This window comes from Paenibacillus xylanilyticus (assembly GCF_013359935.1).
In the GTDB taxonomy this organism is placed as follows: domain Bacteria; phylum Bacillota; class Bacilli; order Paenibacillales; family Paenibacillaceae; genus Paenibacillus; species Paenibacillus xylanilyticus.
The window spans coordinates 24,809-49,732 of the sequence record NZ_JABMCB010000173.1 but is presented as its reverse complement, the minus strand read 5'-3'; the positions used below and the strand labels follow the sequence as shown (position 1 = coordinate 49,732).

The 24,924-nt window shown below is 49.0% G+C and carries 21 protein-coding genes and 1 other annotated feature; of the genes, 14 read left to right on the top strand and 7 right to left on the bottom strand.

All coding sequences use genetic code 11. From position 1 onward, the window contains the following. Positions 1 to 25 precede the first annotated feature (25 nt). The 10 genes from HP552_RS10215 to HP552_RS10170 all read left to right on the top strand — a co-directional run bounded on the left by HP552_RS10215 (position 26) and on the right by HP552_RS10170 (position 11,594). Positions 26 to 889 carry an inositol monophosphatase family protein gene (locus tag HP552_RS10215; RefSeq protein WP_217506375.1) on the top strand — a complete coding sequence of 288 codons (864 nt, stop codon included), beginning with the start codon at positions 26 to 28 and terminating at the stop codon, positions 887 to 889. Positions 890 to 1,118: 229 nt separating this feature from the next. Next, complete coding sequence (locus HP552_RS10210) at positions 1,119 to 1,385, top strand: hypothetical protein (protein ID WP_175395416.1); 267 nt, start codon at positions 1,119 to 1,121, stop codon at positions 1,383 to 1,385. Positions 1,386 to 1,603: 218 nt separating this feature from the next. Further along, positions 1,604 to 2,926 (top strand): SGNH/GDSL hydrolase family protein, encoded by a 1,323-nt coding sequence (locus tag HP552_RS10205; protein ID WP_175395415.1) that lies wholly within the window; start codon positions 1,604 to 1,606, stop codon positions 2,924 to 2,926. Between the two features lie 211 nt (positions 2,927 to 3,137). Then, the gene (locus HP552_RS10200) at positions 3,138 to 4,925 is read left to right on the top strand and encodes a sensor histidine kinase (RefSeq protein ID WP_175395414.1); all 1,788 of its coding nucleotides are present in this window, start codon (positions 3,138 to 3,140) and stop codon (positions 4,923 to 4,925) included. Continuing rightward, a complete protein-coding gene (locus tag HP552_RS10195) occupies positions 4,900 to 6,453 on the top strand; it encodes a response regulator transcription factor (protein ID WP_175395413.1) in 1,554 nt (517 codons plus the stop codon). Before HP552_RS10200 ends, HP552_RS10195 begins: the two co-directional genes overlap by 26 nt. 222 nt (positions 6,454 to 6,675) lie before the next feature. Next, positions 6,676 to 7,959 (top strand): ABC transporter substrate-binding protein, encoded by a 1,284-nt coding sequence (locus HP552_RS10190; protein ID WP_175395412.1) that lies wholly within the window; start codon positions 6,676 to 6,678, stop codon positions 7,957 to 7,959. Positions 7,960 to 8,098: 139 nt separating this feature from the next. After that, positions 8,099 to 9,001, top strand: coding sequence for a carbohydrate ABC transporter permease (locus HP552_RS10185; RefSeq protein WP_175395411.1), 903 nt, complete (start codon positions 8,099 to 8,101; stop codon positions 8,999 to 9,001). A gap of 2 nt (positions 9,002 to 9,003) precedes the next feature. Further along, positions 9,004 to 9,843: a carbohydrate ABC transporter permease gene (locus HP552_RS10180; protein ID WP_175395410.1), complete on the top strand. Its 840-nt coding sequence runs from the start codon at positions 9,004 to 9,006 to the stop codon at positions 9,841 to 9,843. 101 nt (positions 9,844 to 9,944) lie between these two features. Next, positions 9,945 to 11,126, top strand: coding sequence for a rhamnogalacturonan acetylesterase (locus HP552_RS10175; RefSeq protein WP_312884270.1), 1,182 nt, complete (start codon positions 9,945 to 9,947; stop codon positions 11,124 to 11,126). A gap of 51 nt (positions 11,127 to 11,177) precedes the next feature. Beyond that, complete coding sequence (locus HP552_RS10170; RefSeq protein ID WP_175395408.1) at positions 11,178 to 11,594, top strand: sensory rhodopsin transducer; 417 nt, start codon at positions 11,178 to 11,180, stop codon at positions 11,592 to 11,594. Between the two features lie 68 nt (positions 11,595 to 11,662). On the opposite strand, the gene HP552_RS10165 is transcribed toward HP552_RS10170, so the two are convergent. From HP552_RS10165 to HP552_RS10145, 5 genes are all read right to left on the bottom strand, one after another. Continuing rightward, on the bottom strand, positions 11,663 to 12,820 hold the full coding sequence (locus HP552_RS10165; RefSeq protein WP_175395407.1) for a Ger(x)C family spore germination protein: 1,158 nt from the start codon (positions 12,818 to 12,820) through the stop codon (positions 11,663 to 11,665). Beyond that, positions 12,817 to 14,286 carry a spore germination protein gene (locus HP552_RS10160; RefSeq protein WP_175395406.1) on the bottom strand — a complete coding sequence of 490 codons (1,470 nt, stop codon included), beginning with the start codon at positions 14,284 to 14,286 and terminating at the stop codon, positions 12,817 to 12,819. Before HP552_RS10160 ends, HP552_RS10165 begins: the two co-directional genes overlap by 4 nt. Continuing rightward, entirely contained in the window at positions 14,267 to 15,373 is a 1,107-nt protein-coding gene (locus HP552_RS10155) for a GerAB/ArcD/ProY family transporter (protein ID WP_175395405.1), read from the bottom strand. Before HP552_RS10155 ends, HP552_RS10160 begins: the two co-directional genes overlap by 20 nt. Before the next feature lie 136 nt (positions 15,374 to 15,509). After that, positions 15,510 to 16,505, bottom strand: a complete 996-nt coding sequence (gene trpS, locus HP552_RS10150; RefSeq protein WP_175395404.1) for a tryptophan--tRNA ligase — start codon at positions 16,503 to 16,505, stop codon at positions 15,510 to 15,512. A gap of 157 nt (positions 16,506 to 16,662) precedes the next feature. Then, positions 16,663 to 16,989, bottom strand: a binding site (T-box leader). A 27-nt stretch (positions 16,990 to 17,016) separates the two neighbouring features. Further along, positions 17,017 to 17,952 (bottom strand): DMT family transporter, encoded by a 936-nt coding sequence (locus HP552_RS10145; protein ID WP_175395403.1) that lies wholly within the window; start codon positions 17,950 to 17,952, stop codon positions 17,017 to 17,019. Positions 17,953 to 18,112: 160 nt separating this feature from the next. On the opposite strand from HP552_RS10145, the gene HP552_RS10140 reads away from it, so the two are divergent. Continuing rightward, entirely contained in the window at positions 18,113 to 19,501 is a 1,389-nt protein-coding gene (locus tag HP552_RS10140) for an aminotransferase-like domain-containing protein (RefSeq protein ID WP_246310836.1), read from the top strand. 79 nt (positions 19,502 to 19,580) lie between these two features. Here HP552_RS10140 and HP552_RS10135 read toward each other — a convergent pair whose 3' ends face one another. Continuing rightward, positions 19,581 to 20,906, bottom strand: coding sequence for a glutamate-1-semialdehyde 2,1-aminomutase (locus HP552_RS10135; RefSeq protein ID WP_175395401.1), 1,326 nt, complete (start codon positions 20,904 to 20,906; stop codon positions 19,581 to 19,583). 97 nt (positions 20,907 to 21,003) lie between these two features. After that, positions 21,004 to 22,047, bottom strand: coding sequence for an LCP family protein (locus HP552_RS10130; RefSeq protein ID WP_175395400.1), 1,044 nt, complete (start codon positions 22,045 to 22,047; stop codon positions 21,004 to 21,006). Positions 22,048 to 22,259: 212 nt separating this feature from the next. Here HP552_RS10130 and HP552_RS10125 point away from each other — a divergent pair, with 212 nt between their 5' ends. The 3 genes from HP552_RS10125 to HP552_RS10115 are packed head-to-tail and all read left to right on the top strand — an operon-like array spanning position 22,260 to position 24,891. Next, positions 22,260 to 23,306, top strand: coding sequence for an ABC transporter ATP-binding protein (locus tag HP552_RS10125; protein WP_175395399.1), 1,047 nt, complete (start codon positions 22,260 to 22,262; stop codon positions 23,304 to 23,306). Next, positions 23,307 to 24,101: an ABC transporter permease gene (locus HP552_RS10120; RefSeq protein WP_175395398.1), complete on the top strand. Its 795-nt coding sequence runs from the start codon at positions 23,307 to 23,309 to the stop codon at positions 24,099 to 24,101. It begins immediately after the preceding gene. A gap of 4 nt (positions 24,102 to 24,105) precedes the next feature. Next, a complete protein-coding gene (locus tag HP552_RS10115; protein ID WP_175395397.1) occupies positions 24,106 to 24,891 on the top strand; it encodes an ABC transporter permease in 786 nt (261 codons plus the stop codon). Positions 24,892 to 24,924: the final 33 nt, after the last annotated feature.

The window sequence follows — 24,924 nt, the reverse complement described above, 5'->3', positions numbered from 1 at the left end:
TGATATAGAAAGTAGAGTGAACGCTTTGAATGAGAAGGAAAAAATACCTTATGTCGTGACAAGCAAAAGCTATACTGCCGTTGCTATCAATGCGGCTTCCAAAGCGGGTGAATGGATCAAGAGTCGTCTTGGAACCATAGGCGAACCTGGAACCAAATATTCTCCGCAGGACCTTGTAACCGAAGTGGACAAAGGAGCAGAGCAGATGATCCGTCGCCTGATTCTGACCCATTTTCCCGACCATGCCATTCTCGGTGAAGAAGGAGTTGAGCCGGGACCTGAAGCTTCGGCCAAAGCACTAAAAGAGGCACAGGAAGAAGAGTTCCTCTGGATCGTGGATCCTGTGGACGGAACAACAAATTTTGTACATGGATTCCCATTTTATTCGGTATCGATTGCCCTGGCTCATCATGGTGAAGTGATTGTAGGCGTGATTTACGATCCTTCGAGAGACGAACTGTTTGTAGCTGAAAAGGGCAAAGGGGCCTATGTCCACGGAAATCGGATGGCGGTGTCTAGTGAACAGGGGCTGGCTCAGAGCCTGGTCGCAGTAGGCTTCCCAGCAGATACCACCTATGCACTCCCAATCAATATGGCTGCTGTGCAGGCTCTTGCGCCGCAAGTACGGAGCCTGCGTGCAGGTGGATCGGCAGCTCTGCATTTGGCTTATGTTGCTGCGGGTCGCCTCAGCGCATACACCGAAGTTGGACTGAAACCGTGGGATATCGCTGCAGGTGCACTGCTCGTGGAGGAATCCGGCGGCAAGGTCACGGATACGATTGGTACACCTTATCAATTGTCTGTCAGCCATGTAGTTGCCACCAATGGCAAGATTCATGATGCACTGACGGATGTACTCAAGGAAGCCAAAGCAACTGGCTTGGAGTGAGCATATTAATTTCTTAATGGATTGAACAAACTTATATTGTACATGAACGAGGGGCAGAAAAAATCTGGAGAAGCGAAGCGTTCGCCTTTATCTTCGAATTTTTCCCTTTGAAAAGTAAACAAGAAAATTTGGGGATAACAGCGATCGGAAGATTGTTCTGTCCTTCGAGGTTTAGGTGCAATAGTATTTGCTCGTGCATTTATGAACTTAATTAAAGGAGCGATGAACGATGGATGAATCCAAGGAACTGGAACGACGTTTGAGTGATATGCTGACTGAAGGGGAGATGGAGGAGTCCGGCGACACGGACAAGCGTGAGCGCCAGCTGATTCCTCCCAAATATGAGGTGCGCATTCAGGCGGAACGAGACCCGATTGCCCAGGAAACGTTGCTGTACCGGAATATGGCGCGTGAAGTGGATGATCGATATGATCGTTATCTGGATCGTTCTGCCAGTAAACTCAGCTCAACAGAAAATGAAGCAAAAGACAAATGAATCGCGGATGCAACGGGCCAATACATGGCTAGGTTCATAGGTGAACAGACTTCCCGTACAGGGGAGTCTGTTATTTTTGTGAGCAGGCAGAAGTCCAAACACATCCCTAATTTTTAATGGTAGAATAGGGATATGTGAACTTCTTCCACCGGAGATTAACCGTGTAATTAAGTTCAAGTTATCATCTTATAGATATGAGAAAAGGAGTGTTACCACGAATGAAGCGTACACGTACATGGAGTAACACAGCGGCTGGATTAACAGCCGGCATGCTGGCCGGAATGATGCTGTTTGCATCAACTGCACTGCCTGCACATGCTGCAGATACGAGCACCAGCTCGCTACCTGCAGGCACAACAGAGGCAGCCACCTCTGCGAAGAAGGATGCTGCAGCCGTAACGAAGGAATTCCGAATCGTCACATTGGGAGATTCCATCACAGTAGGATACGAGCCGAATGCGAAAGGACTGCCTTATGGTTATGTAGAGCGCTTGCAGGAGCAAGGTTTGCTTCACGGCCGCACTCAGGTGGATAACTACGGTATTGCCGGGTTGAAGAGTATTGGTTTGAAGAACTTTACCTCTGCAATCAATGAGAGCAAGACCCTTACCTCTGAAGCGATTCAGCCGAGTTTGCCAGATCCAAGAGCAGGGCAGATGGGAGCCAACATCGCTGCAATTCGCGAGAGCGTGGCGGCTGCCAATCTTGTAGCGATCACCATTGGGGGGAATGATGTATCCGAACTGCTCGGTACGGCAGATAAACTCAGTGATGCGGAATTGGAAGCAAAAGTGAAGGAACTGCTGACAACGTATACGGCCAATGTCAGCGAAGCGATTAGTAACATTCAGGCAATTAATCCCGATGCCAAGATTGTCATTGCCGATCAATATCAGCCTATGCCTGAAGTAGCCGGCAAAGCATTGTATGCCAAACTCATGGAGGCATCCCAGGGTTTCACAGCAACAATTGACGGGATTGCAGCCCAATTCACCGCTCATGGCATGGACGTAAAAGTGGCGCATGTAGCCAAGGAATTTGTTGGCGGCGAGGGAACAATGACACATATGATCAAGGATCGGGATTTCCACCCGAACCAGTTTGGTTATGAAGCGATCGCCAAGGTGTTTGCAGAAACGATCTGGGGTGATTACACGAAACTGACCGCACCTGCAGCAGGTGAGCCGATGAATATCATCGTCAGCGGCAAAACGCTGGATACCCCTTATAAGCCAATCATTCGCAGTGGGAAAAACTTTGTGGCCATTCAGGATATCGTGAATGCTGTAGGGGCTACCACGGTTTGGGATAATAAAACCTCCACGGCAACCATTACATACGGAGACCGTAAAGTAGCCGTGAAGATCGGTGCCAGTGCGGTTCAGGTGAACGGAGCATCCGTTGCAGTAGATACACCTGCATTCCTGAACAAGGTGGGCAAAGAGTCCAAAACGTATGTGCCGCTGGCTATGGTAGCCGAAGGGCTCGGCTTTGATGTGCAGTATGTAGCGAAGCTCAAAACCGTATTTGTTAATCCATAAGTTGTAACGTTAAAACTATCTTCACCAAGAAGCCAGGTTGATCTGACGATCAATCCGGCTTCTTTTTTCATTACCTTCTAATCGGACCCCATATGTTGCATAATTATGACTTGTCATCTGCCCATGGATGTGTAAATATGAAAATAACTTACAGTAGAACGAGACTCTCAAACCTGCCTGTACCCTTCTCGGGGCCAAAGGAGCGCTTTGGATGAGAAAAATTAAGAACGCTTTCACAACCCTTCCGATCCATCACAAAACCATTCTTCTCATCGGACTTTTGATGCTGATCAGCTTTACGTTTTACGTGTCTATCCTTGGATACGTGTTCCGAATCTATGATCGCCAAATCTATGAAAAATCGTCGCAGGTACTTAACATGTCTTCCGTGGGCATTGAGAATCAGCTGCGCGAAATTTCCAATCTATCCTTCAAGGTCATGTCCGACGAGCCGCTCCAGCAGTATCTTCTTCAGCTGGATAAGGCTGAATCGGGATATGAGAAAAATGGGTTGCTCAAAAAAATAACGAACAGGCTTGTCGCGTATGCGGGGTCTGAGAAGTACGTCTATTCCATGATATTTATCGATAATGATAATAATGTTATGGCTGCAGGGAACCGGGAGGGAATATCGGAATCCATGCAGACGGAACTGGTTGCACTGGGACAGCAATATTCAGGCTCCAATGCATGGTATACAAGTGGGGATCAGCAAGCCAGACTTTTATCCGTAAGACAGGTCAAGTCCTTCACAGGCGGGGCTTTCACCCTGGAGAAGCTGGGAACGCTGATTATCCGTGTACGACTGGACCGTATTGTTCAGGATCAGATGCAGCATCCTGCAGAGGACTCGCAGCTGTTGATAACGGATGGACGGGAAGTCATCTATCCCACGCAATCCACAGTTAGTGATGCCGAACTTGAATCGGAACTGAAGCGTACCCAGCCATACGGGATTGCGATGTTCGAACAGGGGAGAAATTTTGTTGCCCGCGCCCATTCGTCATATACGGATTGGGTGTACCTTTATATGACTCCGTTTGACCAGATGTTCAAGCAGATTCAATTTGTCAAACAATTGGTGACGGTCATTTTCTTTATGATCTTGCTGGTCGCACTTGTGTTTGGAGCCAAGCTTTCCCGCAGCATCACACAGCCGATTGCCCAGTTGATCAAGAAGATGCGTAATATTGAAAAAGGGGATCTGGATAAACTGGAGGAAGCCGCGCTTGGCAACGTTCCGGTGTCTTCCCAAAATGAAGTTGGTCTGCTCCATCGCACCTTTAAAATGATGCTGCAGCGCATCCGGGAACTGATAGATGAAAATTATGCGAAGCAGCTGGTCATTCGGGAGACCGAGTTGAAAGCGCTTCAGGCACAGATAAATCCACACTTCCTCTACAATACATTAGAGTCGATTAACTGGCTTGCCAAAGTACAGAAGCAGCGTCAAATTTCCGAAATGGTCGAGGCACTTGGATTCCTGCTGCGCAGTTCAGTGAACATGTCCGAGAAGTGGATTACGCTGGAAAGGGAGCTGGATATCGTTCGCAGTTATGTGACGATTCAGCGCACGCGGTTTGAGGAAAGACTTGATTTTGATATGGAGATTGCCCCTGAGGTGGGGAATGCACGCATTCCGAAGTTGACGCTGCAGCCTTTGGTGGAGAATGCCATTCACTATGCCCTTGAACCGAGTATCGACCCATGTAAAATTCGGATTCGTGCACGGGCAGAAGGTGACAAGGTCGTCATTGAAGTGGAGGATGACGGTCCGGGCATGACCCCGGAGTTTCTGCAGCAATTACAGGAAGGGCGAATTCAGACAAGAGGGCAGGGAATAGGTTTATCCAACATCCAGGAACGAATCAGACTGACCTTCGGTGACGAGGGCAGTATGATCATGAGCAGCAAACCCGGTGCCGGGACCGTAGTATCGATCAGCATACCTTGGATCAGAGAGGACGATGACGATGTACAAAGTGATGCTCGTAGATGACGAACGTGTGATTTTGGAGGGGATCTCCCAAGTAGTGGATTGGGCGGCAGCCGGAACAGAATTGGTGGATACCGCCAGAAACGGAATTGAGGCTTTGGACAAAATCGGGCATTCCAGACCTGATATTATCATTACGGATATTTCAATGCCGGGGTTAGATGGTCTTGGACTGATCGAAAAAGCATCCGAAGCTTATCCCGGACTTCGTTTTATCATGCTGTCCGGTTACAAGGAGTTTGAATATGCACGCCGGGCCATGCAGTACGGTGTGAAGCATTACTTGCTTAAGCCCTGTAATGAAAACCAGATTCATGATGCCCTGTCCGAGCTGCTTCAGGAGCATCAGGATGCACAGGTGAAAGAACATGTGGCCGGGGAGATGAAACAGCGGCTGCAGCGAGTACTTCCCCATGTGAAGGAACAGTTTTTGCTTGAATTTATGACCAATCGCACGTACGGGCCGGTTGATCTGGAATATTATCAGGAGCTGTTTGATCTGAAGCTTGAAGCCAATCAAATCCGCCTGTTATTGTTCCGGATCTCGGACGAACATGATTACAGCCATTTATTTGCCATTAAGAACATTGCCAGCGATCTGCTGCCGCATGTTCTGTTAAGCACAACCATTGAAGGCAAGCTGCTGATTCTGCTGGAAGATGCAGCGGACCCTGCACACTTGAGGGAGCGAATTGAGGAAGTGCGGGCAGCATTCACCAGACTCTATAAGTTGCAAGTGACGGCTGCGCTCAGTGAAGCCGATCACATGGTCCAGTCACGGCGTTTGTATCGCGAGGCATTGCAATGCCTGAACCATCGCTTCTTCATCGGGGAAGGCAAGCTGATCACCAAGAATGATGTTGCGATTGCCGGTGAATGTGAAGGTGTTCATGCCGAGCAGGATGCAGAACAGTTATGCCAGCTAATCAAGTCGGGCAGCACAGAGGAAGCTGGGGCTGAGGTTGACCGTCTGTTTGAGCGCTTATCCGGTCAACAGCTTGATATTGAGGTAACCCGTTCCTATGTCGTTCAGCTGTATTCGGCCATGATCCATGTCTGTCCGCCTGAGGAGGCAACAGAGTTTACTCAGCGGATGGCGGAGCTGCCTCATATGGATACGCTGTCTGAGCTGAAAACGTTTGTGGCCAACAGCGCAGCCAATTTGACCTCCGGGTATTACAAAAATTATATTAGCCGCCAGTCCTCAGCCGTGGAGAAAATGATGGATATTGTAGATAAACATTATGGGGAGGCGGATCTTTCATTGAATGGCGTTGCCCATCAGATGCTGTATATGAACCCGGACTACCTGGGCAAAATTTTCAAAAAGGTGACAGGAGAAAACTTCTCCAACTACCTGAATCGTTTGCGCATCGAGCGCGCATGTGAGCACATTCGCCGGAGCGGGGATGTGAAGGTGTTTGAGCTTGCGGAGCTGTTTGGTTTCGGCGGCAATTCACAATATTTCAGTCAGGTGTTCAAAAAATGGACCGGCATGACTCCGACGGAATATCGAAGATCCGGCATATAACAATTGGTCAGCGCTCCTGGGCCAATGGATGAGGGGGACGAACAGCACCGTAAGAGGTGATGTTCTCCTCCTCTGTTTTTTGAACCAACAAGACGGATTTGTGTATTCAACTCTGGTCGTACATTTGCGAAAATGACAATATCAAGTTTGTGAAAGCGTTATCAGAAAGATGCAGATAACCCATTCACATAACCATATCAACACAAAAAAGGGGAGATTGGCATGGTGAAAAAGGCAATATTCCTGATGATGGCTGTGCTGCTAGTATTCACGGCGGCATGCAGTTCAGATGGAGGATCGGGAGGAACATCCGCAGATGGCTCAGTTACACTGCGTATCGCGTGGTGGGGCTCGGATGCACGTCACGAATACACTCAGAAGGTCATTGACCTGTACAAAGAGAAAAACCCGAATGTCAAAATTGACGTCGAGTATGCCTCGTTTGATGACTACTGGAAAAAGCTTGCTCCACAAGCTGCAGCAAATCAGTTGCCTGACATTGTTCAGATGGATATTTCCTACATCAGCCAATATGCGCAGAATGGTCAGCTGGAGGATCTGGCGCCATATCTTGGCAATCAGATCAAGGTGGATGATGTTTCCGAAAACGTCATCAGCACTGGTGTGATCAACGGTAAACAATATGGTGTACCTGCCGGGGTTAACGTACTGGGTTTCCATTATGATCCGGCTCTGCTCAAAAAAGCGGGGGTAGACACGTTCCCGGAAAACCTGACTTGGGAATCGTACGAAGCGTTGGGTAAACAAACCGCAGAGAAAGGCCTGTTTTTGGATGGCGGGGTAGCCCCGGATATTTTCTTCCACTACTTCCTGCGGACGAAAGGTTTGTCCCTCTACAATGCTGAAGGAACAGGTCTTGGATATGACGATGATAAATTGTTTGTCGAGTTTTTCGGATTGATGCGTCGAATGATCGAGCAAGGTGCGGCCCCTACACCGGATCTAGCAAACCAAACGAAGGGGATTATCGAGGAATCCGATCTGGTCAAGGGTAAAGGTATCGGTATCTGGCAATGGTCCAACCAGTTTGTAGCCGTACAGCAAGTCGCTGACCGTCCACTGGAATTTGCTCCTATGCCTGGACCGGACATGGAGAAGGGTCTTTACATGCAGCCAAGTATGTACTGGGCAGTAACTTCAAACTCAAAAGTGAAGGAAGAAGCGGCCAAGTTCATTGATTTCTGGGTGAATGATGTAGAAGCCAACAAACTGATCAAGGGAGAGCGCGGCGTGCCAATCTCCGGTGCAATCAAGGAAGCTATTGCTCCTGAACTGAGTGAGCCAACGAAGCAGGTATTTGACTTTGTAGCTGAAATGGAGCCAAAAGCTTCGCCAATGAGCCCGCCGCCACCAGTCGGATCACCTGAGGTCATTGCAGCTCTGGCGGATGTCGTCGAGGAACTGAACTTTGGCAGAATTACACCGGAACAGGCAGCAGAGACGTTCCGCAAAAACGCCGAAGCGGTTCTGGCCAACAATAAGTAACACTTGAATGATTGCTTGCTCATCCCACCACCGGGATGGCCGGGAATGGGGCTGCTCGCATACCGCGGGGGCCTTTCCCCGTCCAATCGTTATTCCAGGCTGTGGGAAGCAGGCAGATCTATAAAGGAGGTTCGTTCCGTTGAGGCAGTATTCGTCGTTGCGTAGAAACCTGACCGGGTATGCGTTTATTAGTCCCTTTATTATCGGTTTCCTGGGCTTTACGCTAATTCCGATGTTTGTATCCCTATACATGTCGTTTACGAGTTATAACCTGTTCACTTCCCCGCGGTGGATCGGGATGGACAACTACACCAAAATGTTTTTTGAGGATCCGAAGTATTGGAATTCGGTTAAAGTAACATTCCTGTATGTATTCATTGGTGTGCCGCTAAGGCTGGTTTTTGCACTCTTCGTAGCCATGATCCTGAATACGGGCTCCCGTATGGTGGGAACTTATCGCACCTTGTACTATCTGCCATCCATTATCGGTGGTAGTGTGGCTGTTTCGATTATGTGGCGTAATCTTTTTAGTAATGAAGGGGTCATCAACAGTGCGTTAACGGCAATCGGCATTGGACCTATAAGCTGGTTCGGTGATCCGGATGCGTCTCTGGTCATGTTGATTTCACTGTCCGTCTGGCAGTTCGGATCGTCCATGCTTATCTTCCTGGCAGGTCTCAAAAATATCTCTCCCGAGATGTATGAGGCGGCCGGTGTGGATGGAGCAAACCCGGTACGCAAATTTTTCAGTATCACCTTGCCGCTGCTTAGCCCGATCATCCTGTTCAACCTGATCATGCAAACCATCGGTGCATTTATGACCTTCGTACCTGCATACATCATCTCCAAAGGAGAGGGCGGCCCAATGGATGGTACAATGCTCTACTCGCTGTACCTGTTCCGTCAGGCATTTATGTTTAACAACATGGGTTACGCTTCGGCAATGGCCTGGATCATGCTTATTATGATCGGCATACTCACAGTCGCTGTGTTCCTGACATCCAAGTTCTGGGTATTCTACGAATCTGAAGGAGGGAAGTAACGATGGTCTGGAGAAATGTAAAGTGGCCCATTTATCATCTGTTCGTTGCAGCTTTGGCCCTCCTGATGCTGTATCCGGTGCTCTGGATGTTGTTCAGTTCCTTCAAGGAAAGCCGCACCATCTTCGTTACGGCAGAGTCCCTTTTTCCTGCTGAATGGATCTGGAGCAACTATGTGGATGGCTGGAAAGGTGCGGGCGGAAGACCATTTATGGATTACATCACCAACTCACTCGTCATCGTGGTCATCTCGACCATTGGTGCAGTGTTATCCTCGTCATTGATTGCCTTCGGTTTTGCCAGACTCAACTTCAAAGGACGCAGCTTCTGGTTTTCCCTTATGATGCTGACTCTGATGCTGCCGCATGACGTGGTATTAGTTCCTCAATATATTATTTTTACCAAACTGGGCTGGTTGAACACGATTCTCCCCATTGTAGTACCTACATTTTTCGGTATGCCTTTCTTCATCTTCCTGATGGTACAGTTCATTCGTACGATTCCGAAAGAGTTGGACGAAGCGGCAACCATCGATGGCTGTAACAAATTCAGACTGTACATTCAGATCATCATGCCGCTGATCAAGTCTTCATTGGCGACTGCAGCGATTTTCTCCTTCTACTGGAGATGGGAGGACCTGCTGGGTCCGGTACTGTATCTGAATTCACCTGATAAATATACGGTGTCGATGGCGCTCAAAATGTTCCTGGATAGCGAGTCTGCCTCCAACTGGGGAGCGATGTTCGCGATGTCCATCGTCAGTCTCATTCCGGTTGTAGCTGTATTCTTCATATTCCAGAAACAAATTGTACAGGGCATGAGCACCAGCGGATTGAAAGGATAAACCATATTCACCGGATCTATAGTTGATCCGATCGCTGAACAAGGAGGTTGTTTCTATTGGATAAAGCTCTGGCCAGTCAGGCCGTTGCCACCAAGGTAGCGGTGGACGGAGATGAGACGGTTACCCATTGGAAATTCGACTTTGGTCCTGGTACCGGGGTTGAAGGGTACAGGAAGGTGTCAGCCAACAGCACCTATGAAGCTATAACCGGTTATGGATTTGAGCGGAATTCCCTTGTTTACGAGAAACAACGGATCAGTGAGGACGAAGAATGGAATAACGTGCAGGATAATCATGAAAATTCGGGGCAGGCCAATGTGTCTGCCCGATTGCGTTCAAGCTTTTGTATTCCCCTAAAGGCATCGTTCATTGTCAATATGCCGGACGGTACCTATCAAGTACTGCTCATTGCCGGAGATGAATTGGCCGAAACGGTCACCAAGGTCAAGGCAGGTGAGGGCCGATTGATGCTGCCCACGATTCACACCCTTCCTGGACAATATGCGGAGGTCAGATTCTCGGTTGTAGTAAGAGGACGGAAGCTTCGCCTGTCCTTCTCCGGGCCTGCACCACGGATCAATGCTCTGGAAATTACGCTTGCCAATCAGACGATGACCGTATTTCTGGCGGGTGACTCCACTGTAACCGATCAACCAGAGAGCGGGTATCCATACTGTGGTTGGGGACAGCTGCTGCCAGCCCAATTCAAGCATGATGTAGCGGTTGATAACCATGCACAGTCGGGACGAAGTTCGCGCAGCTTTATCAATGAAGGTCGGCTTGATGCGATTATGGAGCATATCAAACCAGAGGACTTCTTGTTCATTCAATTCGGACATAATGATGAGAAACCGGGCCCGGAGCGGGGGACGGAACCTTTCACAACATATAAGGAATATTTGAAAAAGTATATCGATGCAGCCCGCGGAGCCGGTGCCCGCCCAGTACTGATAACGCCCGTGCATCGGCGTTATTTCACCGATGATGGTACGCTGACCGACACGCATGGCGATTATATTGTCGCTGTGCGGGAGCTGGCACAAGAGGAAAACGTTCCGCTGATCGATCTGGCTGAGCGCAGCCGTATTCTGTTCGAGCAGGCGGGGGTTGAAGGCAGTAAAGAAGACTTCATGTGGGTGCTGCCAGGAGAGTATTTGAATTTCCCGGCAGGCGTGGAGGATAACACACACTTTCAGGAGCATGGTGCGCGGCGTCTCGCTGCACAGGTAGCGGAAGCCATTCGTGAGCTGCGATTGCAGCCGCTGCAAATGTATTTACGGTAGGCATGCGTCTGCCATGCAAGCGCCAAACTTTTTTTAGAGGAGGAACAGCTAATGACAAGAGAGCAGACACAAGCAGGGACTTTGGGAAAGAGTGCGGCAGCAGTGGCAACAGGTCATACCTATTGGGTCATTCCGGATGGTTACATCCCCCCAGACAGTCGGGGGACACTGGAGAGTCATGAAAGTATATGTGTTCTGAATACAGGTTTGGAAGATGCCAATCTAGGCATAACGATCTTCTTTGAAGACAGGGAGCCGATAGAGAACATTGAAGCTAGCGTGCCTGGGAGAAGAACTAAACACATTCGAACAGCATCACTGCATTCCGGAGATCAGTTTATTCCTGCTGGTGTTCCTTATGCAATCACGGTTACCAGCAATATCCCTGTCATCATCCAGTACAGTCGTCTGGATACGACCCAGCCTGAACTGGCACTGATGAGTGTCATGGCTTTTCCGCTGACTTAACTTAAGTCTTCATGCCAAGACGACCAGCCGCCTTGCAACTACTGCAGGTGGCTGGTCGTCTTTATACATTACTCCGTGTATTTGTATGTGCTGGCATTGAGGATTTTCACATGAACTTTCACTGTTCCAAGTTTGAGTCCTTTGATTGGATCTGCCCGATTCTGAACGTGTTCTTTCCACAGAGTGTGGTCATGACGGTACAGGTGCTCCACAAAACCATAGGAATCAATCTGGCGTGATTTGTTTTTTTCGAACGTTTTGCGTATTTCGGACTCGATCTGTTTCTCAGCTGCTTCCTCCATTGTTTGTGGAGGTTGATGAGAGCCCTGTTCCTCGATGATGATGCCTTTAACCGAAGTAACCAGGTCAAATGCGACTTCGCCCCCGTCCTTCCTTGCTGAGATTTTGGTATGCGGGTCATGAAGCCTGAGAGTCAGATCAGGCGTCTTGCCCCCATTTTTGTAAACGTACAATGGATACTGGTAGACATGGTCATAATTCACGAACCGGGTTCCATCTGCATCCTCACCTGCCACCTTGCCTTGATTGGCACCGTTCGAAATGACAAAGAATCCGTCTGTTTGGATCAGGGGAGGAGTTTCTTTTCCATTAAACCAGGTTTGATTCCTGTTCGTTATAGATGGCAATAAAACAACCGAAGAAGGCTCACGTAAACCATCCAGAAGCTGATGAAGACGAATCGGCTCAAAGGCAGAATGCTGTTTATACAGCTTGATCGGTTCGAATAACTCAATGGTTTGCGTAGATTGGTTTAACAGGGCAGAGGGGGCAAGCACATCGGGTATGTCTTGTTCCGTACCGTAAATCCAAGGTGTATACCTTAGCTCGCCCGAATGCAGGAGTGTATTAAAAATGTCCTTTAGCCTGCCGTTCAGGGCGTTTTTCGATAAGACGATTGCTTTTACATGGGTCCACAGTGTCTGCTGCTGCGAAGTTTGATAGAGATCGCTAATAGCCATGCTTAGTGTTGTGCCTTCGCCTCGGCCGATCCAAATATCACTTGCTTGCCGTGAAGTGGGACCTTCCTGCTTGGCAATACTTGAGAAATCGATCAGTTGGGCGTAAGCAATATATTTATTATCCTCGTAATCTATCCCGATTCCCGTGATAAAGTTAATGCTCTGGACCTCTTTGGAATCCCAGCAACCTGTCATCAGGACCAGGCAGCTTATAAGCAAGCCCCCCAGGAAGATCCATCTGTTCACGAACCTTTCCTCCGACGGGTTGAGTCCTGAGTATGGAGTGCGGCCGGACGTTTGGTCCTCTTCAGGGAAGGGCGCATGGATACGGATTGGGTGAAGTCACCGGGAATATAGGGAGAGACGGGGGACAAATAGGATACACCATAACACTCCAGGGAAACGAGATGAACCAGTAAAGCAAATAGTCCAATCATGAAACCGAACAATCCCAGGAGGGACGACATAACAAGCATCGCGATTCGAACTTGGGCTGTGGCTCCACTGAGTACCGTATTCACCAAAATATAGCTGGAGATGACAGAAATGGCCACGGATACAATGATGGTGGGGGAAGTAATTCCGGCACGAATGGCTGCATCTCCAATAATGAGCCCGCCTACCACGCTGACAGTCTGGCCCAGTGCACGCGGCAGTCTGCGGCCAGCTTCATTGAATAATTCAAACATGAAGATCATCAGAAATGCCTCCAGTGTTACTGGCAAGGGCAAGCCCATACGTGTTCCGGCAATTGTCGCCAGAAGAGGTAGAGGGATCTGCTCCACATTAAAACTGGTCAAACCAATATAGAAGGCTGGGAAAAAGCAGGCGATCAGCAAACCGGAAATCCTCAAAATCCGTTCAAAAGTTACAATGAAAAAAGGGGTACTCTCATCTTCCGGCGATTTCAACTGATTGAACAGCGTAGTTGGTGCAATAACGGCTACAGGTGAACCCTCGATTAGAACAGCGAAACGCCCATTTAAGAGTGAGTCCACGACATAATCGGGCCGCTCTGTATTATCGGTAAGCGGGAAGATACTGCGGATGCCTCCCATAATCGAACGTTCCATAACAGAAGTCCCGAGAATGCCATCGATTTCAATCTTGTCCAGATTTTTGCGAGCTTCTTTCAGGATCTCCGGATTAATAATGTCCTTTACATACAATAGACCAATCGAGGTCTGGGTACGGCCACCTTTTACATATTTCTCATAACACATGGAAGAGGTTTTCATTCGTTTACGAATGAGTGCAATATTTACGTTTAATTCTTCGGTGAATCCATCACGAGGACCTTTTACGGATGACTCAATAGCTGATTCCTCAGGATTTCTGCCTGGGATGCTTGCAATATCCAAACTGCAGGACTGATCACCATTTCCGAAAATGAGCAGCAATTGTCCACTGAAAATCAACAGGTTTAGATTCTCCGTATCTGTAAGGTCTTTCACCGGATTTAAGGTTAAGCCCAATTCTTTGGGGTGTTCTTCTTCGATAATCAGAGAATGCTGTTCCAGGCGGGGAATAATAAACTGATTGAGTTGTTTGCCATCGACTAATCCGTCGCAATAGAGCATGATGACCGGCAATTCGGTTTCGTCTTTGGCAAGAAAGGTCTGGATCACAACATCCGCGCATGGATTGAACTGCTCTTGCAGAGAAGCAAGCAGTGTTTCATGGGACGTGGTGTCAATCGCTTGGTGCTCCATGATGTTTCCTCCTCTGATGGCGTGAACTGATGAATGCAACGGTCGTTGCAATAACCGCGAGCACGCTAAGATAGATGAGATTGAACGGGAATATGTAGTCGACAAGCAGCTTTTCGAATGTCATATCATCCAGGCGGTACAGCATAGAAAGAATAAATAGAACGGCTATAGAGGCATAGCTGATGATTCTTCTGGAGGTGCTCTTAATATTCCAAATTTCTACCACAATATACATGGCGAGACTGATTCGGGTGAACGCGCCGGCAAGCCACTGATAGATGGAAAAGAAATCCGTCTGTGCAATGTATTTGCCCAAGGAGGCAATCCGCCACTCCTCAAAAGCGGGATATCGCATTTTGGCAGCTTCAAAAGGATTGAATTCCACAATAGCCCCAATGAGAGGGCCAAGTGTCAGGCCGAGAATAATAAAGGCGAGCATGACGTACTGCCATACACGTATCCGTTTGACCAAGTGGGGCTGGATATACCACATAAACAGCAGCTCAAACATGCCTGAAAGGCTGTAAATCATGCCATGAATAATGGGACGCCAGCCTTGTTCAAGCACAGGGAGCAGACGGCTGTAATCCTTGTATTGGGTATTTACAATCGCGACATAGAAGCCGAGAAGCACAACGAGAGGCAGTACAAGCCCTGCTGTAAATGCGAGCGAACGAATCCCTTTATAGGCCGCATAGGCACAAAGTGACATAAGGGCAATGCTGGTTACCAATATGGGTGTCTCTGTCAGGTAATTGGTCTTGGCCCACGTGGTGGTATCGTGCAGGGTAAAGTAGATTATAGACAGGAAAAAGAGGCTGTTTCCTACCCGAAATAACAAGCCGAGGGGCTTGCCCAGATGGGAAGTCAGCCATTCATGCAGCGTTTGATGCTGAAGAAAACGAGAGACGTAGGCAAGCATGAGCGCAAAAACAAGATAGGGTCCTGCGGACAGCAGGACGGAAATCCAGGAATCCCTTTTAGCCGCACTCAATAAGGCAGGAATAATCAGAACGTGGCTGATCAGGCCGACGGATAACATAATTAACATCATGGCTTGCAAAAAAGAAGGTTGTCTAGGTTTCATGCTGAGGGGTCTCCTTTTCCCGATAGACTGTCCTCAGCATTGTTAACGTCATTTGTACGCTTCATACAGGTAAGCCTGAGCAGATATTATGGGCGACTCATCCTGATGATTAAATCAACATAGTTCATCCTAGAACCTAGAGGTCAAAATAACGAATACCCATGGCTTCTCGCACTTCAAGCATCGTTTCCCGTGCGACTTGGCGAGCCTGGCGGGTACCCTCGACAAGAATTTCCTTCACATCATCTCTTCGCTGCTCATATGCATTGCGGCGTTCACGAAAAGGTGCCAGCAGATCATTAATCGCATGGCCTGCGATCCGCTTGCAATCTCTGCATCCGATTGAACCCTGGCTGCAGCTGGCATGAATCTCCTCTGCGTGCTCCTTCCGGAATAATTGATGGTAGGCAAATACCGGGCAGATGTCGGGGTGACCTGGATCGGTACGATGGATACGGGCAGGATCGGTCTTCGCTTTGGTCAGTTTGGCATGTACATCCTCGGGACTCGCATGTAATGAGATGGAGTTGCCCATGCTTTTGCTCATTTTGCCGATGCCATCCAGTCCACCGAGCCGGTCTCCGGTCAACATGCGTGGTTCAGGCAGCACCGGGGCATATAATTCGTTGAATCGCCGGACCAGCTTCCGGGCTGTTTCAATATGTGGTATCTGGTCCTCGCCTGCCGGAACTAGGGTTGCCTTACAGAATGCAATATCAGCAGCCTGACTAACCGGATAGCCCAAGAAACCATAATAGAGATCCGTATATCCCCGATCACGTGCTTCGGTTTTGATGGTTGGATTGTGCCGAAGACTATTCACGGTGACAAACATGGAGAAGATCACAGTGAGTTCCGCAATCTCCGGAATCATGGATTGGATAAACAGCGTGGCCTTGTCCGGATCAATACCAACGGCCAGATAATCGAGAGTCACTTGATGAACACTATCCGCAATCAGGGCCGGCTGATCATAATGCGTGGTTAGCGCTTGAACATCCGCCAGTAAAATATAAGTCTTGTATTCGTTCTGCAGCTGCACCCGGCTGCGCAGGCTGCCCACGTAATGGCCGAGATGAAGCTGTCCTGTCGTCCGGTCTCCGGTTAAAATAATATCTTTTGTATTGTTCATGGTTCGTTCTCCTTTGATTGTGTGATGGGTTAATCTTTATATGCTGACGCCACCAGCCATCTTCCACGACCATCACCCCCTTTCAGCCTGCTCCAAGGTTTGAGTATCAAAAAAAAAAGCTCCGTCCTTCATCCTGATTCCCGGTGAGGAAACAGAATAGAAGGACGAAGCTAATGCTTCGCGGTGCCACCTTAATTGGCCGCTGGTTGCGGCCCGCTTGAGGGATACGGATCAAGGCTTCTGGCCTTCCGTTGAGAAATCCAACAGGAGTCGGTCGTACCTTAATCGATATCCTGTCCATGGGTAACGGCTGAACATGCCGCCTTGCCTACTGACCGTCTGGGTTCCTGATTTGCAGGAGACAGACGGAGTTCAACTCGGAACTCCGAAGCCCATTTCCACACGACTGATGCACCGGCTCCCACCATCCGCCGGCTCTCTGGAGCGCCCTGCCGCATGTACTTCTCTTCATCATCGCTGCTAATGTCCGTTTACAATTTTTCACATTGTATCACGCTTTGGCCTGACTGACCAGCCCGTGTTTTCTGCCGCTCATATTAGTCCCAAGCACACCTGCAATAATTAGGATGGCACCGATGAAGTGGTACCCACTTACCGGTTCATGCAGTATCCAGGCGCCGTCAGCGATGGAAATTAAGGTGGACAAGTTGCTGAATACACTCATCTTCGAAGCTTCCAGATGGGTTAACGCGTAACTGGACAGCAGGGTCGAGATCATGGTGGAGAGGATGGCAAGATAGACCAATGCGCCCAGATAAGCTGTGTCTCCAAAGGGCTTTACATAATCGCTGATGGTACCGCTGGATAAATGACGGATGAGTGCGGACGCGTTAAAGACGGTGCAGCCGACTACCAGGGTAACCCACGTTAATTCCATCGGTTTATACTTCTGGGTCAGTGGTCTGGCAAGCACGCCATATCCTGCAAAACAGATCGTGGAAAGCAGCAGCAGGATAACACCCTTGAAGTTGCCCAAAGTCATTCCGCTGCCTTTCATCACGAAGATAAAGATGACTCCGGTAACAGAGAGAAGCAGGAACAGCTTTTGCAGCACAGTTGTCCGTTCTTTCAGGAAAATCGAAGCGAGAATGAGTGTGAAGACAGGGGCCATGGCCTGAATGATACCGGCTTCCGATGAATTGGATGATACAAGCCCGAATGCCTGAAAGGCGAAAAATAAAACCGGAGAGAGCAGACCCAGCGGTATGATCCGCCATAGATCCCGCAGTGTAAGCCGGATTTTGATCCATCCCAGAATGACAGGGATACTGACAACGAGCGTTGACAGGGCAAAGCGATGTGCCAGCACATCCATGGGGTGGGCCATATCGACGGTCATTTTTACAAATAAAAAAGATAAACCGATAATAGCCGCATACATCACGGCTGCAGTATAGGCATATGCCCGGGTACGTGTCTTGTTCATGTCGTTCCTCCAATTAGGCGTTTATCCCGATCGACCCGGCGAACATAAGATTACCTCATGTGTAAGGTCCTTTTCCAATATACTGCCAGGTAAACCGTGGTACAATACTTCAAAGTATGAACTGTACCGGTACAATTGAGAGGGAGGACAGATGATCTTTATGAAAAAATATGAAATAATTGCCGAGTCGCTGAAGCAGTGGATACTCGAACAGCTGCAGCAGCGGGGTAATCGGCAAAGGATGGATAAGGGGATCAAACTTCCTGCGGTGCGTGTGCTGGCGAAACAATATCAATGCAGTATCAGCACGGTGATTCGTGCATATGAATGGCTGGAGCAGCGACATCTGGTGTACGCTGTCCCTCAATCCGGATATTACGCTGTACAGAACGGGGTGGGCGCAGAGGACGGTGATTGGGAAGGGCCGTTGGATTTCGCCTCGGCTGCTCCCGATCCGCGGGTATTTCCGTATTCGGATTTTCGTCATTGTGTGGATCAGGCAATGGAGAACAATCAGGCGGAGTTATTTCTATACGGGACAGAGCGAGGGCTGCCTTCACTGATTGAATTGCTGCAAAAGCAATTTGCCGATTATCAGGTGTTTGCCCATTCAAGGCAATTCTTTATCACCTCCGGGGTGCAGCAGGCGCTCGCTGTGCTGGCCCTGATGGCATTTCCCAATGGCAAGAGCCGGGTCCTGATTGAACTTCCAGGCTATCACAATATGCCGTCGCTACTGGAAGGACTGAATGTACCCATTGCTGGAGTAAGACGCACATTGAAAGGAATGGACTGGGAAACACTGGAGCAGCAATTTGGTGAAGGTGACATTAAATTCTTTTACGTCATGCCGCGTTTTCACAACCCGCTTGGAACATCGTTGACTGCGACCGAGAAGAAGAGATTAATCAGGCTGGCAGAGCGATATGATGTCTACTTGGTGGAGGACGATTATTTGTCCGATCTGGAGGATAACACGAAGCAGGACCCGTTATTTTCTTACGATACCGGGGGAAGGGTCATCTATTTGAAAAGCTACTCCAAAATTCTGTTTCCCGGCCTGCGTATTGGTGTCGCTGTTTTGCCCACTCCTCTTGCCCACTCATTCGGGGGGCATAAAAAAATGCTGGATATCGACACCTCCGTGCTGTCTCAGGCTGCATTGGAGGTTTACATACGCAATGGCATGTTTGCACATCACGGAAAGGTCATTCGCAGCCGCTATGCTGCCCGGATGCAGAAAGTTCATGAGCAGCTCGATTTATTCCCCGACTTCGGCCCTTTTGCGAATGCACCGCGTACAGGAGGGGAGCATACCGTTTTGCCATTGGCCGACAATATACCACTGAGTGTGCTCTTATCCCGGCTGGAGAAACGAGGAGTTATTGCCAACACGACGGAGCGATATTTTCCGGAGGGAACGCAGCAGGACAAAATGCTCAGGCTAAATATATCCAATGTTCCGAAGCTGCGGATCGAAGAGGGGATGCAGATTATTCGAGAAGAGATATTGAAACTGCAGAGGGGGAAACCGCTAAAGATATTCTAAGTAGACGGATAGCATAAAAGGCGTGCACACAAGCTGACCATCCAGCCTGTATGCACGCCTTTGTTGTGTTGTTATGATCTTATTCCTGGGCCATGGCCTTGAAGGACGCTTCCGCTGCTTCCAGTGTTGCTTGCACATCCTCATCGGTATGGGCAGTCGTCAGGAACCAGGCTTCATACTTCGATGGAGCCAGATTAATACCGCGGTTCAGCATATGACGGAAGAAGGAGGCAAACCGTTCGCCATCCGTATCCTGAGCCTCATCATAGTTCGTTACCGGGTGATCACAGAAGTGTGTGGAAAATGCACCACGAATCCGGTTGATTGTTAACGCAATTCCATGACGATCTGCAGAAGCCTGCAGACCTGTAGTCAGATCAATGGCCAGTCGTTCCATTTCTTCGTACACGCCTTCGCCCTGAAGAACTTCCAGGCAAGCGATACCCGCAGAGATGGAAGCAGGGTTGCCAGCCATGGTGCCGGCTTGATAGGCAGGTCCGAGCGGAGCCACCTGTTCCATGACATGCTTGCGCCCGCCATAGGCTCCGATTGGCAATCCACCACCGATGATTTTGCCTAGTGCAGTCAGATCCGGTTCGATCTCGGCATGGTTGGCAAGGCCTGCGTAAGTTTGTGTTGAACCGTAGTGGAAACGGAAAGCCGTGATGACTTCATCATAGATGACGAGTGAGCCGTTGGCCCGTGTCATGGCACAGAGTCCTTCCAGGAAGCCTGGCTCCGGCATGACCATGCCGAAGTTGCCGACAATCGGTTCAACCATTACTGCAGCAACATCATCACCCCAGCGCTCCAGTGCCTCTTTCAGGCCATCCAGATCATTGTAAGGAACCGTGATGACTTCATGCGCAATGCTGGTTGGAATCCCTGCACTATCCGGGATACCGAGTGTGGAAGGGCCAGAACCGGCAGCCACAAGGACCAGATCGGAGTGACCATGATAACATCCGGCGAATTTTACAATCTTGTTGCGTTTGGTATAAGCACGGGCCACACGAATCGTGGTCATGACCGCCTCGGTACCGGAATTGACGAAGCGCACCTTGTCCATGGACGGAATGGCTTCCTTCAGCATTTTGGCCAGCTTGATTTCAAGCTCGGTTGGTGTGCCATACAAAACACCGTTTGCTGCGGCTTCACTAATCGCCTGGGTGATATGGGGATGGGCATGTCCTGTTACAATTGGGCCATACGCGGCCAGATAATCAATGTAACGGTTGTCGTCAACATCCCAGAAATGCGCGCCTTGTGCCCTTTTCATAAATACGGGTGCACCGCCTCCAACGGCTTTGAACGAGCGGGAAGGACTATTAACGCCACCTACAATATGCTCAAGTGCCTCTTCATACAAGGCTTCGGAACGGGAACGGGATGAAAATGAGTTCATGGGATTACTTCCTTTCGGCTATGGAGTGAATTGCGATTTTCATAACAACACAGCTAGAGGGCAGCGTAAATGGCTGCCCTCTAGCTGTTTATTTACATTACTGGGCCGGTTGCTCCGACGTTTGGTCTTCACCACTTGCTGTTTTATCTTCGGTTCCGGTCGTGCTGTCTTCCGGTTCAGCAGGTGGATGAATGATATCCTGAATATGCTGCTTCAATTTCTCTTCATTGGTGACCGTCAGGACTTGAGCTCCACCTGCGGTCCGCTCTTCCTTCAGCATGTTCATCGGCGGGATCTGCTCACTGCCGTTCATACTGCTCTGGTATCCCAATCCGCCCAATTTCCACATATCCGAGAGGGTCAGGTTGGTATCCACATAAGGGCTAACCTGTTCCAGAATGGTCGGGAGCTTGGCAATCGTAGTCGTGGACTGCATCTTCGCCGCTACGGCCTTCAGGAATTCCCGCTGGCGCTCGGAACGCGCGAAGTCGGACATCGCATCATGTCGGAAACGCACGTACATGAGTGCTGTTTCTCCATCCAGATGCTGATAACCTTTTTTGAGATCAATATCATACTCGTTATTGTCTGCCTTGCTTGTATAGTGCATGTCCTTCTCTACGTCAAAATCCACACCGCCAACGGCATCCACCAATTTGATGAATCCCTGGAAATCGGTATACACATAATACTGGACAGGGATTCCCAGCAGGTCGCCAGCCGCTTGCATTGCTGCATTGGGACCATGAGTAATCGCGGTGTTAATCCGCTCCTTGCCGTATCCGTCTATATTGACGTAAGTGTCTCGCAGAATGGAGAACAAATTAATTTTTTTGGTGAGGGGATCGAGTGACACGACCATCATGCTGTCGGAACGGGGAATTTCCCCTTCTTCCAGGCCGCGCGCATCAACACCCATAACCAGTATATTTACGGTTTCAGTGCCTTCCCATTTCGGAGGGTCTGGTGTATTTACCTTTTCAACATTTTTGATACTGGCGAACGGAGATTCGTCGCCTTCCTTTTGCAAGCCATTCAACTGATTGAGAATAGAACCGAAATAAAATGCCGCTGCGCCTCCAACAATCAGCACGAAGGCGGCAAGAGAAATCCAGATGGTTCTCTTCGTCTTTCTGGTCATGCTAGCTCTCCTTTGTATTTGAGATAAAATAAAAAAACGAGTTCGGGTTGCCTTAATAACGTAGCCGGAGCTTTCCGTGCACGTCTCTTCCAAAGCAGGCAGAGGACGCAGCTCCAAACTATTTTTAAAAGCTTGCTGAATTTTGACTGATACCATTATAATTTCTTTTTGGGCTACAAGCAATTTCAACAAAATCCAAGTGAGGTATAATCATGCTGGCGATTGATGTCAAAGATTTGCGCAAGTCGTTTAGCGTTCAGAAAAGCCGAGGTGGGCTTAAGGGCGCGTTTCAGGATCTGTTTGCACGTCAATACCAGGAGGTATTGGCCGTGAACGATATTTCATTTCAGATTCCGCAGGGCGAAATATGCGGATATATTGGAGAGAATGGTGCCGGTAAATCAACAACGATCAAGATGTTGACCGGCATTTTGGTGCCTACTTCAGGGCACATATCGGTTGGTGGATATGTTCCGCATCAGGAACGGGAGAAGTTTGTTAAAAATATTGGCGTTGTTTTTGGTCAACGGAGTCAGCTGTGGTGGGACATTGGTGTGATTGAATCATTCCATCTGCTGCGCAAAGTATACCGTGTGGATGAATCCGATTTTCGCAAACGTCTGGATGAATTGGTCGAGCGGCTGCAGCTTCAGGACTTGTTAAACCGTCCGGTACGCAAACTCAGTCTCGGTCAGCGCATGCGCTGTGAGCTGGTTGCTGCACTTCTGCACAATCCAAGTATTGTTTTTCTGGATGAACCAACCATTGGTCTGGATATCGTCGTCAAGTCGGAGATTCGTGAATTCCTGAAAGACATGAATAAGGAACACGGAACAACCATTTTGCTGACCACTCATGATTTGCAGGACATCGAGGCACTCTGTTCCAGAGTTATTATGCTTGATGCCGGAAATATCATCTATGATGGCGGTCTGGATCACCTGAAATCCCAATGGGGTAAGGAACGGGAAATCCGCTTCAAGTTCGGTACGGGTCACACGATGAAACAAATGCAGGAATGGACTGCCGCCATGCCGGTACGCTGGACTGTAGAGAACGAGTTGTCCGCATCCGTCTGGATTCCACTGGAACTTAACGTGTCGGATGTTCTTGGACGTGTCGTTGGACAAGCCGATATTACCGATATTCAGATTATTGAGATTAATACGGATGAGATCGTACGCAGTATTTACCAATCCGGTTCCGCCGAGCGCCCCGAGATTGTGGGAGCAGGGAACGGAACGGTAGGTGCATCTTAGATGAATAGTGCATTTCTTGATTTTATGCGGATCCGGTTTCTCACGATGCTGGCGTACCGGGTGAATTATTATTCCGGCATTTTGATATATACGCTGAATATCGGCGTGTATTACTTTACCTGGCAGGCTATTTACGGAGGAAGCGGAGAAATAGGAGGCTTTACGGCCGCCCAGATGACAACGTATGTGGCGGTGTCCTGGATGGCACGTGCGTTTTATTTTAATAACCTGGACCGGGAGATCGCCACGGACATTCGGGACGGCTCCATCGCGATTCAGTTCATCAGGCCAATTAACTATGTAATGGTCAAGATGATGCAGGGTCTTGGCGAAGGCATCTTCCGCTTCCTGCTTCTCATGATTCCGGGCATGCTCATTGCGATCCTGTTGTTCCCTGTCGAGCTGCCTACAGCGCCTTCGGCGTGGATTGGCTTTCTCGTCATGCTGTTCTTCAGTTTCCTCATTAACTCCCAGATTAATGTCATCACGGGACTGGCAGCATTTTTTGTGGAAAACAATGAAGGCATGATGCGCATGAAGCGCGTTGTGGTGGATCTGTTTTCCGGTCTGATCATACCAATCAGTCTTTATCCAGGCTGGCTGGCGGCGATCATGAAAGTGCTGCCTTTTCAGGCCATTACGTATTTGCCTGGTTCGGTCTTCACCGGAAGAGTCGAAGGCACCGGAATTTGGAGCGTCCTTGGCATTCAGGTGTTCTGGTTTGCCATCCTGCTCATTCCAATGATGCTGATCTGGCGTCAGGCGCGCAAGCGTCTGTTCGTGCAAGGGGGTTAACAGCATGTACTACATCGGATTAATCTGGGAATATTTGAAAAACTATATGAAAACACGTCTTACGTATCGTGCCGACTTCTGGGTGGAGATTATTTCAGATCTGTTGTTCCAGGCAACGAATCTGATCTTTATCTTTGTGGTTTTCCGTCATACGGATAATCTGGGCGGCTGGAGTGAGAGTGAAGTACTCTTTGTATACGGATATTTTATGGTGCCTTACGGCATCTTCAGCTGTTTTATCAATCTGTGGGGATTCAGTGAACGGTATATCGTCAAAGGCGAGATGGACCGTATCCTGACGCGCCCTGCGCATAACCTGTTTCAGATTTTACTTGAGAATGTGGACCCACCAGCACTCGTGGGTTCATTGATCGGCCTGATTATTATGATCTTCAGCGGAGCGGAGATGGGACTTGTCCTGGAATGGTGGCATATTCCGGCGTTAATTATTTTGGCGATCAGCTCCGTATTAATCTACGCGGGAATCTATACCACACTGACTTCCCTGTCCTTTTATTCGGATGCACCGACCGGTATTCTTCCGCTGATGTACAACATTCAGGGCTATGGGCGTTACCCGGTGACGATCTACAATCGTGCCATTCAGGTGCTGTTAACCTGGATCATTCCGTTTGCCTTTGTCGGGATCTATCCGGCAGCACTGTTTCTGGAGCGATCGGAGATGCACCGCATGGCACTGCTGACACCGGTAATGGGTCTGGTCTTTGGAGCCATCGGACTTACACTGTGGAATTACGGAGTAAAACGCTACCGTGGTGCTGGATCGTAAAGCGAGAAACCCATACAGATTTAGGATGGATGA

What these genes read in the sequence shown, in the direction of transcription:
- HP552_RS10155 (WP_175395405.1), bottom strand. Translation starts at nt 15,373, where the DNA reads ATGAAACCTAGACAACCTTCTTTTTTGCAAGCCATGATGTTAATTATG.
- HP552_RS10180 (WP_175395410.1), top strand. Translation starts at nt 9,004, where the DNA reads ATGGTCTGGAGAAATGTAAAGTGGCCCATTTATCATCTGTTCGTTGCA.
- HP552_RS10145 (WP_175395403.1), bottom strand. Translation starts at nt 17,952, where the DNA reads ATGAACAAGACACGTACCCGGGCATATGCCTATACTGCAGCCGTGATG.
- HP552_RS10115 (WP_175395397.1), top strand. Translation starts at nt 24,106, where the DNA reads ATGTACTACATCGGATTAATCTGGGAATATTTGAAAAACTATATGAAA.
- HP552_RS10170 (WP_175395408.1), top strand. Translation starts at nt 11,178, where the DNA reads ATGACAAGAGAGCAGACACAAGCAGGGACTTTGGGAAAGAGTGCGGCA.
- HP552_RS10210 (WP_175395416.1), top strand. Translation starts at nt 1,119, where the DNA reads ATGGATGAATCCAAGGAACTGGAACGACGTTTGAGTGATATGCTGACT.
- HP552_RS10195 (WP_175395413.1), top strand. Translation starts at nt 4,900, where the DNA reads ATGTACAAAGTGATGCTCGTAGATGACGAACGTGTGATTTTGGAGGGG.
- HP552_RS10125 (WP_175395399.1), top strand. Translation starts at nt 22,260, where the DNA reads ATGCTGGCGATTGATGTCAAAGATTTGCGCAAGTCGTTTAGCGTTCAG.
- HP552_RS10135 (WP_175395401.1), bottom strand. Translation starts at nt 20,906, where the DNA reads ATGAACTCATTTTCATCCCGTTCCCGTTCCGAAGCCTTGTATGAAGAG.
- HP552_RS10140 (WP_246310836.1), top strand. Translation starts at nt 18,113, where the DNA reads ATGAAAAAATATGAAATAATTGCCGAGTCGCTGAAGCAGTGGATACTC.
- HP552_RS10120 (WP_175395398.1), top strand. Translation starts at nt 23,307, where the DNA reads ATGAATAGTGCATTTCTTGATTTTATGCGGATCCGGTTTCTCACGATG.
- HP552_RS10190 (WP_175395412.1), top strand. Translation starts at nt 6,676, where the DNA reads ATGGTGAAAAAGGCAATATTCCTGATGATGGCTGTGCTGCTAGTATTC.
- trpS (WP_175395404.1), bottom strand. Translation starts at nt 16,505, where the DNA reads ATGAACAATACAAAAGATATTATTTTAACCGGAGACCGGACGACAGGA.
- HP552_RS10205 (WP_175395415.1), top strand. Translation starts at nt 1,604, where the DNA reads ATGAAGCGTACACGTACATGGAGTAACACAGCGGCTGGATTAACAGCC.
- HP552_RS10200 (WP_175395414.1), top strand. Translation starts at nt 3,138, where the DNA reads ATGAGAAAAATTAAGAACGCTTTCACAACCCTTCCGATCCATCACAAA.
- HP552_RS10130 (WP_175395400.1), bottom strand. Translation starts at nt 22,047, where the DNA reads ATGACCAGAAAGACGAAGAGAACCATCTGGATTTCTCTTGCCGCCTTC.
- HP552_RS10160 (WP_175395406.1), bottom strand. Translation starts at nt 14,286, where the DNA reads ATGGAGCACCAAGCGATTGACACCACGTCCCATGAAACACTGCTTGCT.